This window comes from Streptomyces sp. NPDC033174, assembly GCF_055577795.1.
Genome location: NZ_JBVIPQ010000005.1, coordinates 19737 through 35903, shown reverse-complemented (window position 1 = coordinate 35903; position 16167 = coordinate 19737). Strand labels below are relative to the sequence as shown.

The window sequence follows — 16167 nt, the reverse complement described above, 5'->3', positions numbered from 1 at the left end:
CTGACGGTATGTGACATCATCCGGGGGCAGTGGCAGTCGCGCCGCTGCCCCCGTCGCTTGACGCACGCACCCGCAGTGGGTTGCATACGTTCTGTGACCACGCACCGGGCTCCCGCCACACTCTTCCGTGCATCCCGCATGACCGAATGTGCTTCAGGAGCCACTCCGTGGACCCCGTGATCGTCGTCGGAGCGGGGCCCGTCGGGCTCACGCTCTCCCTCGCCCTGGCCGCCCAGGGCGTTCCTTCCGTCGTACTGGACGAGGGCCCCGGCAAGGACGAACCCCGCCCCGCCCGCACCGTCGTCCTGCGGCCCGACATGGCCGCTCTGGTGGAACGCCTCGGCTGTGCCACCGTCCGCGACGAGGGCACCCGATGGATCGGCTGGCGGTCCCTGCGGCGCAAACAGCAGATGCGCCACGTCGAACTGCGGCCCTTCGCCCTCGACGGGGGCGACGACCACGACGCCGGTGGGGACGCGCCGCCGGCCGAGGACGCGCCGGGCGCCGAGGCGCTGCTCGCGCCGCTGCACATCCCGCAGCACGCCCTGACCCGCGGCCTGCGCGACGCCGTCGCCGCCCACGACCTGATCCAGATCGTCACGCACAGTCGCCTGGACTCCGTCGAGCAGGACGGGCACGGCATCACCGCCCACACCCGCGGCCCGGAGGCCACCTGGTGGCGCGGAAGCCATCTGATCGGCTGCGACGGGGCCCGCTCCACGGTGCGCAAGCTGCTGGGCGTGCGGTTCCCGGGGCGTACGGCCGTCGAACGTCACGCCGTCGCCGCGCTGCGTACCGAACTTCCCTGGCCCGGTGAGGCCCTGCTGCACCGTCAGCCTCCGTGGCCCGGCGGCGGCGAGGAGATCAACGCCCGCCCCCTGCCGGACGGCACCTGGCGCATCGACTGGCTCCTGCCGCCACGCGGCGACCTGGTCACTCCCGACGCGCTGGTGGCCCGTATCCGCGACACTCTGGCCGGCTGGTGCGGTGAGACGCCGCCGTACGAACTCATCGACACCGGCGTCCACACCCTGCACCACCGCCTGGCCCGCCGCTGGCGCGTCGGCCGGGTCTTCCTCGCCGGGGACGCGGCCCATCTGCTGGGCGCGGTCGGCACCCAGGGCGTGGACGAGGGGCTGCGGGACGTCGACAACCTGGCGTGGAAACTGGGACACGCCTGGCACCACGGGCCCTCCGACACCCTGCTCGACAGTTACCAGACCGAGCGGCGCGGCGCGGTTGCCTCCCGCCTGCGTGCGGCCGACCAGTCACTCCCCGTCCTGCGCGGAGGCGGCGGGTTGCGCACGTACATCCCGGGGAGCACGCGCGGGTACGACAGCCTGCTCGCCGACGGCCATCTGGGGCGCGGCCCGCTGGGCGCTCCCCCCGCTTACCCGCACTCCCCCCTCGCGCCTCCGTACACCGACGGCCAGACGCCGGTGGGCACGCCCGTGGGCGCGCCGGTCGAGGACGTCCGGGTGACGGCGCCCGACGGCACGACCGTACGCCTGCGGGACCGGTTGGGACGGGGACGGCTGCTCGTCGTCCTCGTCGCGCCCGGTACCGGGGTGTGGGACCGCAGGCACTGGATGACCGCCGGGGTGATGCCCCGGCTGGCCGCGGCGGTGACCGCGTTGCCGGTCAGGGCGGAGGTGCTGGTGACCGAGGGGTATCCGGGCGCCGCGGCGCACACCGTGCTGCTGGTGCGCCCCGACGGACATCTGGCCGCGGCGTTCTCCGGCGTCCGCCCGGCCGAGCTGTACGAGGCGGCGGACGCGGTACGGGGTGGCGCGCCGACGACCGGGGCCACCGGGGCGAGGACGTCGTCGGGCGCGGGGCCGGGAACGCGGTCGGGGGCCGGGGCGGGGTCGGGGGCGGGGTCCGGAGCCACGTCCGGGTCGGCTTCCGGGTCGGGGGCCACGGGAAGCGACCGTACGGCGGACGTCAATTGACCGTCGCGGGCGCGCGTGGTGTACTCCGGATCATGACCGACACCTATGCGCGTCTGTGGCGGAGGGTCCATATGGACCTCGTCCGCTATGCGGGCTGCGTGTGTCGTCCCTCCTGCTGACTTCGCCCTTCCCTTCGCGTGCCGCCGCGCCCTCGCGCGCTCTGTGACGCCGCACGCGCCTCCGCGAACTCTCAGGACGGTTCTCATGTCCACGTCTGCGCCCCTGCCCGTCGCCGCGCCCTCGGCGCCCACCGCCGCCGACCTCCTCGACTTCGTTCACCGCACCGCCGCCGACGCCGAACTGGTCGCCTCGCTCCCCCTCGACCCCGAGGGCCGTACCTGGGTACGGCTCGAAGGGCCCGGCGGCAGCGAGGCCTGGCTCATCGGCTGGCCGCCGGGCACCGGTACCGGCTGGCACGACCACGCCGACTCCCTCGGCGCCTTCGCCACCGCGCGGGGCGAGCTGAAGGAGAACTCGCTCGCCGTCCGGCTGCCCACCGGCGGCTGGAAGACCCTCGAACTCCACGAAGGCGTGGACCGGGAGCGGCGGTTGACCGCCGGCGAGGGGCGTGCCTTCGGTCAGTTCCATGTGCACGAAGTGCTCAACGAGTCGCCCGAGGAACACGCTGTGTCCGTCCACGCGTACTATCCGCCGCTGCCTCTGATCCGGCGTTACAGCCGGACGGGCGCGGTACTCCGTCTTGAGCAGGTCGAGCGTCCGGAGGACTGGCAGTGAGTGAGAAGAAGGTATCCGTCGACGAACTGTTGGAGAGCGCGCGAGGAGGTCTCACACGGATCTCACCGCATGAGGCCTTCGAGGCCTACCGGGCCGGCCACGCGCTTCTGGTGGACACCCGCTATCAGGCACAGCGCGAGCGCGACGGGGTGATCCCCGGGGCACTGCAGGTGGAGCGCAATGAGCTTGAGTGGCGGCTGGATCCGCAGGGCAGCCACCGCCTGCCCCAGGCCGACAGCCACGACCGGCAGGTGGTGGTGCTGTGCAACGAGGGATACGCGTCGTCGTTCGCGGCGGCCTCCCTGCACCAACTGGGCCTGCACCGGGCGACCGATCTGGTCGGCGGCTTCCAGGCCTGGAAGGCAGCCGGGCTTCCGGTCGTCACTTCCACGCCCTGAGCCGGGGCCGGGGGGCGGGCCGCCGGATACGCGTGGGGCCCAGGCGTGAGGGTGGGGCCCGGGCATATGGCAGACCCGGGCTGGGGGCGAGCCCCGACGGGTCGGGGCCGGGGGCGGGCCGGCGGGTACGGCGGCGCCCAGGCGTATGGGCAGTACCCCGGGGTCCTGGGGGTGAGCCCCGACGGGTCGGAGCCGGGCCCGGGCGCATAGGGGCGGCCTGCGTACGGGGGCTACCGGCTCGTGGTGAACCTCTGTCGGCCGGGGGCGGCCCAGCGGGTCGGGGTGAGCCCCCGGGGGCCGGGCCCGGGTGCATTCGGACGGCCTGCGTGCGGGGCCACCGGCTCGTGGTGAACCCCCCTGTGGGCCGGGGGCGGCCCAGCGGGCACGGCCCCGGGCCCCGAGCGCTTCCAGGCGCTGATCCCCCCAGTGCCTAGAAGGGCTCGTCCAGGCCCTCGGTGTCCTCGCCCTCTTCCTCCAGTGCCTGCCGGACCACCCGTAGCGCCATGCCCTCCGGGTATCCCTTGCGGGCGAGCATGCCCGCGAGCCTGCGGAGTCGACGGTCCCGCTCGAGCCCCCGGGTGGCTCGGAGCTTTCGGTCGACCAGCTCCCGGGCGGTCGTCTCCTCCTGCTCGGAGTCGAGCTGCCCGACGGCCTCGTCGATCAGTGCCGGATCCACGCCCTTGGTACGCAGCTCCCGCGCGAGCGCACGGCGGGCGAGGCCCCGGCCGTGGTGCCGGGACTCCACCCAGGCCCCGGCGAACGCGGCGTCGTCGATGAGACCGACGTCCTCGAAGCGGGAGAGGACCTCGTCGGCGACCTCATCCGGGATGTCCCGCTTGTGCAGGGCGTCCGCGAGCTGCTTTCGGGTGCGTGGGGTCCCGGTGAGCAGGCGCAGGCAGATCGCCCGCGCCCGCTCAGCGGGATCCTGGGGCGACAGCTCCTTCTCGGCCCTCGACGAGTCGGTGCTGTCGCCCGGCCATTCGGTGCGGCCGGTCACGGGCTAGCCCTTGGCCGTCGTGGCCTTGGTCGCCTTGGTGGCCTTGCTCGCCGGGGCGGGGACGGACTTCGCCGACTCGTCGGTGGCGGCCACGGCCGCCGCGTCCGCGCCCGGCTCGGCCGTCGGTGCCTCGGGGCGGACCCCGACGCCCAGCTTCTCCTTGATCTTCTTCTCGATCTCATTGGCGAGATCGGGGTTGTCCTTCAGGAAGTTGCGGGCGTTCTCCTTGCCCTGGCCCAGCTGGTCGCCCTCGTACGTGTACCAGGCGCCGGCCTTGCGTACGAAACCGTGCTCGACGCCCATGTCGATCAGGCCACCCTCGCGGCTGATGCCCTGGCCGTAGAGGATGTCGAACTCTGCCTGCTTGAAGGGCGGCGCGACCTTGTTCTTGACGACCTTGACGCGGGTGCGGTTGCCGACCGCGTCGGTGCCGTCCTTGAGCGTCTCGATCCGCCGGATGTCGAGGCGCACCGAGGCGTAGAACTTGAGGGCGCGGCCACCGGTCGTCGTCTCCGGCGAGCCGAACATCACGCCGATCTTCTCGCGGAGCTGGTTGATGAAGATCGCCGTGGTCTTGGACTGGTTGAGCGCACTGGTGATCTTCCGGAGGGCCTGGCTCATCAGACGCGCCTGGAGACCCACGTGCGAGTCGCCCATCTCGCCCTCGATCTCGGCGCGGGGCACCAGAGCCGCCACGGAGTCGATGACGATGAGGTCGAGCGCGCCGGAGCGCACCAGCATGTCGACGATCTCCAGGGCCTGCTCGCCGTTGTCCGGCTGGGACAGGATCAGGTTGTCGATGTCGACGCCGAGCTTCTTGGCGTACTCGGGGTCGAGGGCGTGCTCGGCGTCCACGAAGGCCACCTGGCCGCCGGCCTTCTGCGCGTTGGCCACGGCGTGCAGCGTCAGCGTCGTCTTACCGGAGGACTCCGGTCCGTACACCTCCACCACCCGGCCGCGCGGCAGGCCGCCGACTCCGAGCGCGACGTCCAGCGCGGTCGACCCGGTGGGGATGACCTCGATGGGCTCATTCGGTCGCTCGCCCAGACGCATCACTGCGCCCTTGCCGAACTGCCGTTCAATCTGCGCGAGCGCGGCGTCGAGCGCCTTCTCGCGGTCGGTTCCTGCCATGGGTTCCACCCGATTTGCTTGAGTCGATCGCTTCACGTGAAAGACGCTAACCCCTGCCACTGACAATGGGCCCCGGCGTCCGTCCGGCCTGTGGATAACTCCCTCACCAAACAGCTTGCCCCACGCCTTGCCGCCCCCGGGAAGAACCGGGCCGGAGACCCATAAGAATGGATGTTCGATTTTGGTGTCAAGCGACACCCCACACGCCGACGCGGGCACTCCGGCTGAGTGCCCGCGTCGGTCCGTGCCAGGGGTTCGGACTGCTCTCGTCCGGAGTCGTCTCAGGTGCTGAGGAGCCGATTGAAGAACGAGCGGTAGCGCTGAAGGGCGAGGCGCAGGTCCTCGGTGGGAACCTCCTCGCCGCGCTGCCACTGGCCCTCCAGGTCCTGCTTGTGGGAGGAGAAGGACGCCGCCAGGGTCTGCATCACCTCGGCGACCAGCCCGTCGGCGGAACGGACCGCCTCACGGGGGTCGTCCACGAAGCGCCCCTGGATCTCGCCCCAGGAGACGCGGAAACCCTCGGCCTGGCCCGCGTCGAGCAGAGGCTGGTCCTCCCCGGCCCTCTTCTCCTCGAGGTCCCGGTCGCTCCGGCCGAACGCTCCCTCGTCGTCCGCACCCACACCGGCGTCCGCGCCCGCACCCGCGTCCGCGGAGGTGTCTCGGTCCGTATCCGGGCCCGTGCCGTTGTCGGTGTCCCGGCGGCCCCGCTCGTAGACCTCGGCCCGGTCGCCCGACGTCGCCTCCCCGGGGTAGACCGCCTGTCCCGCCCCGGGCTCCGCGCTCTGTTCCGTACCGCCCGCGCCCGCGAGCTGCTCGGTCGTCACGCCGTCTCCGTTCGCCGGTTCGCGTATGTCGTCCTGTCGCATCTCACATCACCTCGTGCGGCCTTGGTCGCCGATCAGTTCCTCGAAGAGAGCGCGGTAGTGGACCATCGCCCCGCGGAGTTCCTCGGTGGTCGCCCTGCCGTCGCTGCTGCGTACGTTGACGTCATGGGCCGAGCGGTAGTGCTCCAGGGTGCGGCCGTGCTCCACGGACAGGTCCTGGAGCTGCTGCTCGAAGCCCTCGGTCGGGTAGCCGCGATCCCGCATCAGCCGCGTGACCAGCTCGTCCGCCTGGGCCACGGCGCCGTCGGGGCGGTCGACGAAGTGCTCCTGGACGCGGCCCCACTCGTCCGTGTACCGGTGGCGGGCTTCCGGCGGCAGCTCCTTGATGTCGAGCTTGTCGTGCCGCTGCGCACGACTGCGCAGCTCCCGGTCCGCCGCGCGCATACCGCCCTCGCGCTCTACCGTCCGGTCGTACTCGGGGCCGAACTGCTCCTGCAGCCGGCGCCTGCGCCGCATCATCCACACGGCCACGCCTATGAGGATCAGCACGACGGCGACCGGGACGATGACAGCGATCAGGGTGCTGGTGGACATCGGCTCCTCCAGGGTGCGCGTCATGTCGTTCGGTGGTACCGCGAGTGCCCTGGACTCCCCCTGCCAAACGCTCCGTCAGGAGTCGTCGCGCGACTCCGGGGGCGACGCCTGGTCCTTCTTGCTGTGGTGCAGCGCCCGCTGGACGCGCGCGAGCACCGCCTCGCCGTACCGCCGGTGGCCGTGGACGCGCGGGTCCTCCGTCACCGCGTACCTCTTCACATACGCGCCGAGGAAGGCCTGGAGCGTGGCGACGGCGGGAATCGCGATCAGCGCACCGATGGCGCCGAGCAGCGCCGTGCCCGCGACGACGGACCCGAAGGCCACGGCCGGATGGATGTCGACGGTCTTGGAGGTCAGCTTGGGCTGCAGGACGTAGTTCTCGAACTGCTGGTAGACGACGACGAACCCCAGCACCCACAGCGCGTACCACGGGTTCTCGGTGAAGGCGATCAGCATCGGCAGGGCGCCCGCCAGGTAGGTGCCGATGGTCGGGATGAACTGCGAGACCAGGCCGACCCACACGCCGAGGGCCGGGGCGTACGGCACCCCCAGGATCTCCAGCAGGACGAAGTGGGCGACGCCGGAGATCAGCGCCATGAGCCCGCGCGAGTAGAGGTAGCCGCCGGTCTTGTCGACGGCGATCTCCCAGGCGCGCAGCACTTCGGCCTGTCTGCTGGGCGGCAGCACGGAACACAGAGCCCGGCGCAGCCTCGGCCCGTCGGCCGCGAAGTAGAACGAGAACAGGAAGATCGTCAGTAGCTTGAACAGCCCTCCGAGGACGGTGGCGGAGACGTCGAGCACTCCGCTCGCGCTGTTCTGCACGTACTTCCGCAGCCAGTCGGACCGCAGGAGGCTGTCCTGGACCTCGACCCTGGAGAGGTCCGTGTGGAAGTGCTGGTTGATCCATTTGATCACCGAGTCGAGATACCGGGGGAAGTCCTCGACCATGTCGATGATCTGGCCCGCCAGCATCGATCCCAGCAGTACGACGAAGCCGACGCCGACGATCATGACCACGAAGAAGACCAGGAAGGTGGCGAGGCCCCGGCGCATCCCCCGGGCGGCCATCCTGCCCACCGCCGGCTCGATGGCGAGGGCGATGAAGAACGCGATGAGGATGCTGAGGAGCAGACCGATGAGCTGGTGAAAGGCCCAGCTGCCGAGCTGGAAGCAGGCGAAGAGCGCGAGGGCGAGGACCATGGCGCGGGGGAGCCAGCGGGGCATACGGGCCGCAGCGGCCGGGCCGCCCGTGGGGGGCTGCTCCGGAGGCCCGCTTCCCGGCGGATTCGACGACGCAGCGCGGAAGTCCCCGGGCGGGTCCGCCGACACCGCGGCGGAGTCCTCGGCGGCGGCCGTCCCGGCGGTGGCCTCGGCGGCCGGTGCCTTGCCGACGGTCTCGACGGGCTGGTTCACCGCGCCGGCGGGCTTCTCGGTCCCGGCACTCGTCCGGGGCTCGGGGCCGGTCCCCGGGCCTGGGCTCGCTGCCGGCTGGGGATACTTCTCGGTCTCGTCAGTCGGGGCCACCCCGCCAGTCTCGCGCACCGGACCGACATCCCGCCCCTGTGCCGTTCGCCCCACCACCGCGGACACGGATATGTCAGTACATGTCAGCGCTTGTGTTCGGGGACGCCCACGGCAGCGCACACCGCCCGCCACACGTCCTTGGTCTCCCATCCCGCGTCCAGCGCCTCACGGACCGTGCGGCCCCCCAGCTCGGACATGACATGGTCGCGCGCGAAGGATTCGGCGTACGACTCACCGAAGTGGTCCGCCATCCGCTCCCAGAAAATCGTCAACCGCATGACTCCAGTATCCCGCTCCTGAGAGTGCAGCCCTGTCCGTAGGGCTTGTCCGGACGGCATTGCCCCCTACGGTCGGACCATGGCTGGAACTCCCCTCGCACGAGCCGAACATTTCATCTGGCTGACGGCCCGCGTGCTCGAACAGCGACGGTTCGCTTACCACTTCCTGCGCGCGAGCGCCGATCCCGTCGAGGTCGCGCTCAGCGCGTATCTGAACGAGGACAGCGGCTACGGCCACGCCCTCGAGCCCGATCTGCGCGGTCCGGTCAGCCAGCCCCTGCACACCGCGCACGCCCTGCGGGTGCTGGAGTCCATCGGCCGCTGCGGCGGGCTGCGGGTGGAGCGGATCTGCCGCTATCTGACGGAGGTGTCCACGCACGAAGGGGCGCTCCCGGCGCTCCATCCGTCGCTGCGCGGCTATCCGTACGCGCCCTTCCTGCCGCTCACCGACCACCCGCCGGGTGATCTGCTGGCGACCGGACCGGTGGTGGGGCTGCTCCACCGAAACCAGGTCTGGCACGCCTGGCTCTTTCGCGCGACGGACTTCTGCTGGGCCGCCGTGGACGCGCTGGAGAAGTCGCATCCCTATGAGCTCCAGGCGGCGATCGCCTTCCTCGACGGGGTGCCCGACCGGGCGCGCGCGGAGGCGGCGGCCGACCGCCTCGGCCGGCTGGTGCGCGAGCAGCGGCTCGCGGTACTGGACCCGGCGCATCCCGAGGCCTATCCCCCGGCCCCGGGGTACGCACCCGGCGAGCGCCACTTTCCCCACGACTACGCGCGCGTGCCCGATTCGCTGGCCCGTCGGTGGTTCACGGACGAGGAGATGGGGCGTTCCCTGGACCACCTGACGGCCGAGCAGCAGGAGGACGGCGGCTGGCCGGTCAACTGGCGCGAGTGGGCGCCTGGCGCGTCCCTGGAATGGCGGCCGATCGTGACGATCGAGGCCCTTCGTACGCTCCGGGCGCACGGCCGCCCCATCGACTGAGCAGGCGGGCCCCCGGGGCAGCGGGCACCAGCGGCCCGCCCGCGGCCTCGGTGGCTCCTCAGCCGCCGAGGGCCCGTACCCCAGCCGTCACCACGACCGCGGCTGCGACGACGACCAGGAACGGCGCCCGCAGCACCAGGGCGACCGCCGCCGCGGCGAGGCCCGCGGCCCGGGCGTCGATGACCAGGGAGCTGTTCGCGCTGAAGGTCTGCTGAGCGGTCAGCGCGGCCAGCAGCGCCACGGGAAGCAGCGCGGACAGCCGCCGCACCAGGGGCCGCTCGAGTGCCCCGTCCGGGACCAGCAGCCCGGCCAGCTTGACCAGGTAGCAGCCGGCGGCGGTCAGCCCGATCGCGATCCAGACGCTCAACGGTCCTCCTCCTTGGTGCGGCCTGCCCGACGGTCGGCGATCCCGCGCCCCTCGAACCAGAGCACGACGGGCGCGGCGAGCGCGGCCACCAGTACCGGCACCCCCGCCGGCAGTACCGGCAGGAAGCCCAGACCAAGGACGACGGCGAGTGCGGCGACGAGCCGTTCCGTGGTGCTCCGCAGCATCGGCGCCAGCAGGGCGAGGAAGACGGCGGGGCCGGCCGCGTCCAGGCCCCATGCCTCGGTGTCACCGATGGCCTCGGCACCCAGCGCGCCGAGGAGGGTGGTGAGGTTCCACAGCACATAGAGCGTGAGGCCGGTGACCGTGAAGCCGATCCGGGCGGCGCGCCGGGTCGGCTGGGCCAGGGAGACGGCTGTCGTCTCGTCGATGACCCAGAGCGCGGCGAGGGGGCGTACGGCCCGGGGCAGGGACAGGAGCTGGGACAGCCGCAGCCCGTAGAAGGCGTTGCGGGTACCGAGGAAGAACGCGCCGGCCGCGGCCGTGAACGGATTTCCGCCGGCCGCCAGCGCCCCGACGAGCGCGAACTGGGAGGCGCCCGTGAAGACGAGAAGGCTGAGCGCGCAGGTCTGGAGGATGCCGAGCCCCGCTCCCGCGGAGGTCACCCCGAAGGCGAATCCGGAGAGTCCGACGGCGACACCGACGCCGAGCGCGTCACGGACGACGGCCGCGTCCGGCTTCGGTTCGTCCCGTACGACTGGAGGTGCTGTCTGTTCTGCCACGTCAAGGACGCTACGAGGAAAGATCGTCTCGGGTCTTGTACGTTCTTGCGCGCTCACGCTGGTACGCACCCGGCGGAACTCCCACGATCCGGGTGAAATGCCGGTTGAGGTGCGGCTGGTCCGTGAAGCCGACCGCGGTGGCGGCCTCGGCGGGCGCCGTGCCGGCTTCGAGGAGACGGCGTGCGGTGCGCACGCGCGCGTTGGTGAGCCAGGCGTGCGGCGGCATGCCGTAGGAGCCCTTGAAGGCGCGCAACAGGGCGAAAGGACTGGTGCCGAGCTCCTGGGCGAGCTGCTCCAGGGACGGCGGCTCGGCCATCCGCTCCTGAAGGAGCTCCTTGGCGAGGGCGGCGGTACGGGCTCCGGCCGCCTGCGGCGTACGGACGGGCAGCGACTGGCCGTGGCGTCGCAGCAACCGGGCGACGGCGACCCGCAGCACGCTGTCGGCGGCGAGCGCGTTGCCCTCCTCGGCCGCCCGGTGCACCGCGCGGACCAGCAGCGCGGTGTCCTCGTCCTCGATGATGGTCTCGGCGAACCCGGGTGTGCCGCGCAGGGTCGTCTCCTCGGCGGCGATCGAGGCCACCAGCTGCGACGACGGGTAGAGCGTGGCGTACGACCAGCCCTCGGGCACTCCCGCGTGCGCGGCGTGCGGCACCTCCGGGTTGATCATGACGACGGTGCCGGGGCGGGCCCGGATCGTTCCCTGCGGCATGACCACGTCCTCGACCCCCCGCCGGACGGCGCCGAGAACGAATCCCTCGTGGCTGTGGCGAGTGAAGGAGTGGCGCACATAGCGGGCCCTGAGCAGATCGAGTCCCGGCACGCCCGGGTACTGCCAGTGTCTGGCCCACTCGTCCTTCCGTTCGCCCGTCGGCTCGCTCGCCATACCCCCATTCTGCGCCGGACCGCACGCCGCTGATTTGCTCGTCCATGCCGTGGACGCCGGTTGTCAGTGGCCGGGTGCACGATGGGGGGCATGGCCAGGACTGCGCTCGACTCCTTCTCCCCCGCGACCCGCGCCTGGTTCACGGGGGCCTTCAGCGCGCCCACCGCCGCCCAGGAGGGCGCCTGGCGGGCGATCCAGGAGGGCTCCGACGTCCTGGTGGTGGCCCCGACCGGCTCCGGAAAGACGCTGGCCGCCTTTCTCGCCGCGCTGGACGGCCTGGCGTCCACCCCGCCTCCCGCGGAGACGAAGAAGCGCTGCCGGGTGCTGTACGTGTCGCCGCTCAAGGCCCTCGCGGTCGACGTCGAGCGCAATCTGCGCAGCCCGCTCACGGGCATCCGGCACGAGTCCGTGCGGCTCGGGCTGCCCGAGCCGGAGGTGCGGGTGGGCATCCGCTCGGGCGACACCCCGCCGGCCGAGCGCCGGTCGCTGGCCACCAAGCCGCCGGACATCCTGATCACGACGCCCGAGTCGCTGTTCCTGATGCTCACGTCCTCCACACGCGACGCGCTGTCCGGTGTCGAGACGGTGATCCTGGACGAGGTGCACGCGGTCGCCGGGACGAAGCGGGGCGCTCATCTCGCGGTCTCCCTGGAGCGGCTGGACGAGCTGCTGCCGCGCCCGGCCCGCCGGATCGGCCTGTCCGCGACCGTGCGGCCGGTGGACGAGGTCGCCCGCTACCTCTCCCCGCAGCGCAAGGTGGAGATCGTCCAGCCGGCCTCCGGCAAGGAGTTCGATCTCTCCGTGGTCGTGCCGGTGGAGGATCTCGGCGAGCTCGGCGGCTCACCCGCGTCGGATGCCGGCCAGGCCGAGAAGCCGTCGATATGGCCGCATGTGGAGGAGCGGATCGCCGATCTCGTCCAGTCGCACCGCTCGACGATCGTCTTCGCCAACTCGCGGCGGCTCGCCGAGCGGCTGTGCAACCGGCTCAACGAGATCGCGTACGAACGGGCCATGGGCGAGCCCCTTCCGGAGGGCTCGCCCCCGGCCGAGATCATGGCCCAGTCCGGCGCCGCGCAGGGCGCGCCGCCGCTGCTGGCCCGGGCGCACCACGGCTCGGTCTCCAAGGAACAGCGCGCCCTGGTGGAGGAGGACCTCAAGGCGGGCCGGCTGCCCGCCGTCGTGGCCACCTCCAGCCTGGAGCTGGGGATCGACATGGGTGCGGTGGACCTGGTGGTCCAGGTCGAGTCACCGCCCTCGGTCGCCTCCGGCCTCCAGCGGGTGGGCCGCGCCGGACACCAGGTCGGCGCGGTGTCGACCGGTGTCGTCTTTCCCAAGTACCGGGGCGACCTCGTGCAGGCGGCGGTCGTCACCGAGCGGATGCGCAGTGGCTCCATCGAGTCGATGCGCATCCCCGCCAACCCGCTGGACGTGCTGGCCCAGCAGCTGGTGGCGATGGTCGCCCTGGACACCTGGCAGGTCGACGACCTCCTGACCGTGGTCCGCAGGGCCGCGCCGTTCGCCTCGCTGCCCGAGTCGGCGTTCACCGCCGTACTGGACATGCTGGCCGGGCGCTATCCGTCCGACGCCTTCGCGGAGTTGCGCCCCCGTGTGGTGTGGGACCGCGTCGCGGGCACGGTCACGGGCCGCCCGGGCGCGCAGCGGCTCGCCGTCACCTCGGGCGGCACCATCCCGGACCGGGGGCTCTTCGGGGTCTTCCTGGCGGGCGCCGACCCGAAGAAGGGCGGCGGCCGGGTCGGTGAGCTCGACGAGGAGATGGTCTACGAATCGCGGGTCGGCGATGTCTTCACCCTGGGGACCACCTCGTGGCGCATCGAGGACATCACCCGCGACCGGGTCCTGGTGTCGCCGGCCCCGGGCGTCCCGGGACGGCTGCCGTTCTGGAAGGGTGACCAGCTGGGCCGGCCGCTCGAACTGGGCCGCGCGGTCGGGGCGTTCCTGCGCGAGGTCGGGTCCATGGCCCCAGACGACGCACGCCTGCGTCTGCTGGCGGCGGGGCTCGACGACTGGGCCGCCGGCAATGTCCTCGCGTACCTGGACGAGCAGCGGCGCGCCTGCGGACACATCCCCGACGACCGCACGATCCTCGTCGAGCGGTTCCGGGACGAACTGGGCGACTGGCGCGTGGTGGTGCACTCCCCCTTCGGCGCTCAGGTCCACGCCCCGTGGGCGTTGGCGCTCGGCGCCCGCCTCGCCGAGCGGTACGGCATGGACGCCCAGGTCATGCACGCCGACGACGGCATCGTCCTGCGGCTGCCCGACGCTGACCTGATGGGGCTTGACTTCCTCGACCAGGATCCAGCGGCGCCCGGCCTGGAGTACGACAGCGAGCAGGCCCCGATCGGGGCGGGCGACGTCGCCTTCGACAAGGGTGACGTCAGCCAGATCGTCACCGACCAGGTCGGCGGCTCCGCGCTGTTCGCCGCCCGGTTCCGTGAGTGCGCCGCCCGCGCCCTGCTGCTGCCACGGCGCAACCCGGGCAAGCGCACGCCGCTGTGGCAGCAGCGCCAGCGCGCGGCGCAACTGCTCCAGGTGGCGAGCGAGTTCGGTTCGTTCCCGATCGTTCTCGAAGCGGTCAGGGAGTGCCTGCAGGACGTCTTCGACGTCCCCGGGCTCACGGAACTGATGGGGGACATCGAATCCCGGCGGGTCCGCCTCATCGAGGTCACCACCCCCGAGCCGTCCCCCTTCGCGCGGTCGCTGCTCTTCGGCTATGTGGCGCAGTTCCTGTACGAGGGCGACTCGCCGCTCGCCGAGCGGCGCGCCGCCGCGCTCTCCCTGGACTCCCGGCTGCTGGCCGAGCTGCTGGGCCAGGCGGAGCTGCGCGAGCTGCTGGACGTGGACGTCCTCACGGAGCTGGAGCAGGAGCTCCAGTGGCTCACCGAGGACCGCCGGATCAAGGACGTGGAGGGCGTCGCGGACCTGCTGCGGGTCCTCGGCCCGCTCACCGAGGCCGAGTTGGTGGAGCGGGGCGCGGATCCGGCCTGGCCCGGACGGCTCGCCGAGACGCGCCGCGCGATCCGCGTCCGTATCGCGGGAACGGACCACTGGGCGGCCGTCGAGGACGCGGGCCGGCTGCGCGACGCGCTGGGCACCGCGCTCCCGGTGGGTGTCCCCGAAGCCTTCACCGAGCCGGTGAAGGATCCGCTCGGCGACCTGCTCGCCCGGTACGCCCGCACGCACGGCCCCTTCACCTCCACGCGGGCAGCTGCCCGCTTCGGCCTCGGCGCGGCCGTCACCGACGGGGCGCTCCAGCGTCTCACCGCCGCGGGCCGGGTGGTCCAGGGCGAGTTCCATCCGTCCGGGATCGGCCAGGAGTGGTGCGACGCGGCGGTACTGCGACGGCTCCGCCGCCGCTCGCTCGCGGCCCTGCGCCATGAGCTCGAACCGGTCCCGCCGGCCGCGCTCGCCACGTTCCTCCCCCAGTGGCAGCACCTGGGCAGCAGCAGCCTACGGGGCATCGACGGGTTGGCACGGGCCATCGAGCAGCTCCAGGGCGCGCCCGTGCCCGCCTCGGCGCTCGAGAAGCTGATCCTGCCGTCCCGGGTCACCGGCTACTCCCCCGCCCTGCTCGACGAGCTGACCACAACGGGCGAGGTCGTCTGGGCCGGGGCCGGCGCCCTGCCGGGCAAGGACGGCTGGGTCTCGCTCTACCTCGCCGACGCCGCGCCCCTGCTGCTCCCTCCGGCCCACCCGCTGGAGCTGACCGCCCTGCACGAATCCGTACTGACCGCCCTCAGCGGCGGTTACGGACTGTTCTTCCGGCAGATCGCCGACCAGGTCCGCGCCACCACCCACCCCGACGCGACCGATCCCCAGCTCGCGGACGCCCTTTGGGACCTGGCGTGGTCGGGCCGACTCACCAACGACACGCTCTCCCCCCTGCGCGCCCTGCTCGGCTCCGGCCGCACGGCGGGCTCCACCGCGCACCGTGCCCGGCGCACGATCCCCCGCGGGCGGTACGGGACGCTGACCGCGGCCGCCCGGACCGCGTCCCGGACGGGCCCGCCCACCGTGAGCGGGCGCTGGTCCCTGCTGCCCCCCGCCGAGCCGGATCCCACCCACCGCGCGCACGCGCTGGCCCGCACGCTGCTGGACCGGCACGGCGTCGTCACCCGGGGCGCGGTCGCCGCCGAGGGCGTGGAGGGCGGCTTCTCGGCCACGTACCGGATCCTCTCCGCCTTCGAGGACAGCGGGCAGGCCAGGCGCGGCTATGTGGTGGAGGGTCTGGGCGCCGCGCAGTTCGCGATGGACGGCGCCGTCGACCGACTGCGCGCGGCGGCGACCGCCCGCGACCGCGCCGAGCAGACGACCGCTCCGCGCGCGGTGGTCCTCGCCGCAGCCGACCCCGCCAACGCGTATGGTGCGGCGCTTCCCTGGCCCGAGTCCCCCATGGGCGCCGGCCACAAGCCGGGCCGCAAGGCGGGCGCCCTGGTCGTCCTGGTCGACGGCGAGCTCACGCTCTACATGGAGCGCGGCGGCAAGTCGCTGCTGTGCTGGCGGACCGCCCCGGACGATCCCGCACTGGCGGCGGCCGCCGAGACACTGGCATCCGCAGCGCACGCGGGTTCCCTCGGCACGGTCACGGTGGAACGGATCAACGGCGAGGCGGCCCTCACCTCACCGCTGTCCCGGACCCTCGAGACGGCCGGCTTCCACGCGACACCAAGAGGCCTCCGCCTGCGCGCGTAACGGGAGGGCCGGCCGCCTGGCACCCCGATGAGCCCCAGCCCAGGGGCCG

15 protein-coding genes are annotated in these 16167 nt (G+C 72.6%); 6 read left to right on the top strand and 9 right to left on the bottom strand.

All coding sequences use genetic code 11. The features are described 5' to 3' along the window. Window positions 1-167: 167 nt before the first annotated feature. From ACZ5VC_RS17100 to ACZ5VC_RS17085, 4 genes are all read left to right on the top strand, one after another. Window positions 168-1952 carry an FAD-dependent monooxygenase gene (locus ACZ5VC_RS17100; RefSeq protein ID WP_469120849.1) on the top strand — a complete coding sequence of 595 codons (1785 nt, stop codon included), beginning with the start codon at window positions 168-170 and terminating at the stop codon, window positions 1950-1952. Window positions 1953-1984: 32 nt separating this feature from the next. After that, window positions 1985-2071: a putative leader peptide gene (locus ACZ5VC_RS17095; RefSeq protein ID WP_315986099.1), complete on the top strand. Its 87-nt coding sequence runs from the start codon at window positions 1985-1987 to the stop codon at window positions 2069-2071. An 85-nt stretch (window positions 2072-2156) separates the two neighbouring features. Continuing rightward, complete coding sequence (locus ACZ5VC_RS17090; protein WP_469120848.1) at window positions 2157-2687, top strand: cupin domain-containing protein; 531 nt, start codon at window positions 2157-2159, stop codon at window positions 2685-2687. Continuing rightward, complete coding sequence (locus tag ACZ5VC_RS17085) at window positions 2684-3085, top strand: rhodanese-like domain-containing protein (RefSeq protein ID WP_469120847.1); 402 nt, start codon at window positions 2684-2686, stop codon at window positions 3083-3085. Before ACZ5VC_RS17090 ends, ACZ5VC_RS17085 begins: the two co-directional genes overlap by 4 nt. Window positions 3086-3515: 430 nt before the next feature. Here ACZ5VC_RS17085 and recX read toward each other — a convergent pair whose 3' ends face one another. From recX to ACZ5VC_RS17055, 6 genes are all read right to left on the bottom strand, one after another. Continuing rightward, entirely contained in the window at window positions 3516-4082 is a 567-nt protein-coding gene (gene recX, locus ACZ5VC_RS17080; RefSeq protein WP_468704719.1) for a recombination regulator RecX, read from the bottom strand. A gap of 3 nt (window positions 4083-4085) precedes the next feature. Further along, on the bottom strand, window positions 4086-5213 hold the full coding sequence (recA, locus tag ACZ5VC_RS17075) for a recombinase RecA (protein ID WP_469120846.1): 1128 nt from the start codon (window positions 5211-5213) through the stop codon (window positions 4086-4088). Window positions 5214-5494: 281 nt separating this feature from the next. Then, complete coding sequence (locus ACZ5VC_RS17070; RefSeq protein WP_469120845.1) at window positions 5495-6079, bottom strand: hypothetical protein; 585 nt, start codon at window positions 6077-6079, stop codon at window positions 5495-5497. A 6-nt stretch (window positions 6080-6085) separates the two neighbouring features. Further along, complete coding sequence (locus tag ACZ5VC_RS17065; protein ID WP_469121311.1) at window positions 6086-6631, bottom strand: hypothetical protein; 546 nt, start codon at window positions 6629-6631, stop codon at window positions 6086-6088. 75 nt (window positions 6632-6706) lie between these two features. Beyond that, window positions 6707-7960 carry an AI-2E family transporter gene (locus ACZ5VC_RS17060; RefSeq protein ID WP_469121310.1) on the bottom strand — a complete coding sequence of 418 codons (1254 nt, stop codon included), beginning with the start codon at window positions 7958-7960 and terminating at the stop codon, window positions 6707-6709. A 278-nt stretch (window positions 7961-8238) separates the two neighbouring features. Continuing rightward, window positions 8239-8433 carry a DUF3046 domain-containing protein gene (locus ACZ5VC_RS17055; protein ID WP_469120844.1) on the bottom strand — a complete coding sequence of 65 codons (195 nt, stop codon included), beginning with the start codon at window positions 8431-8433 and terminating at the stop codon, window positions 8239-8241. Window positions 8434-8512: 79 nt separating this feature from the next. On the opposite strand from ACZ5VC_RS17055, the gene ACZ5VC_RS17050 reads away from it, so the two are divergent. After that, window positions 8513-9418: a hypothetical protein gene (locus ACZ5VC_RS17050; protein ID WP_469120843.1), complete on the top strand. Its 906-nt coding sequence runs from the start codon at window positions 8513-8515 to the stop codon at window positions 9416-9418. A gap of 58 nt (window positions 9419-9476) precedes the next feature. On the opposite strand, the gene ACZ5VC_RS17045 is transcribed toward ACZ5VC_RS17050, so the two are convergent. From ACZ5VC_RS17045 to ACZ5VC_RS17035, 3 genes are read right to left on the bottom strand one after another with little or no spacing between them, the layout of a single operon-like run. Further along, window positions 9477-9785 carry an AzlD domain-containing protein gene (locus tag ACZ5VC_RS17045; protein ID WP_469120842.1) on the bottom strand — a complete coding sequence of 103 codons (309 nt, stop codon included), beginning with the start codon at window positions 9783-9785 and terminating at the stop codon, window positions 9477-9479. Further along, entirely contained in the window at window positions 9782-10525 is a 744-nt protein-coding gene (locus ACZ5VC_RS17040) for an AzlC family ABC transporter permease (protein ID WP_469120841.1), read from the bottom strand. Before ACZ5VC_RS17040 ends, ACZ5VC_RS17045 begins: the two co-directional genes overlap by 4 nt. 10 nt (window positions 10526-10535) lie before the next feature. Then, complete coding sequence (locus ACZ5VC_RS17035; RefSeq protein WP_469120840.1) at window positions 10536-11408, bottom strand: AraC family transcriptional regulator; 873 nt, start codon at window positions 11406-11408, stop codon at window positions 10536-10538. Between the two features lie 90 nt (window positions 11409-11498). Between ACZ5VC_RS17035 and ACZ5VC_RS17030 the strand changes: the two genes are divergently transcribed. Next, window positions 11499-16118: an ATP-dependent helicase gene (locus tag ACZ5VC_RS17030; RefSeq protein WP_469120839.1), complete on the top strand. Its 4620-nt coding sequence runs from the start codon at window positions 11499-11501 to the stop codon at window positions 16116-16118. Window positions 16119-16167 lie beyond the last annotated feature (49 nt).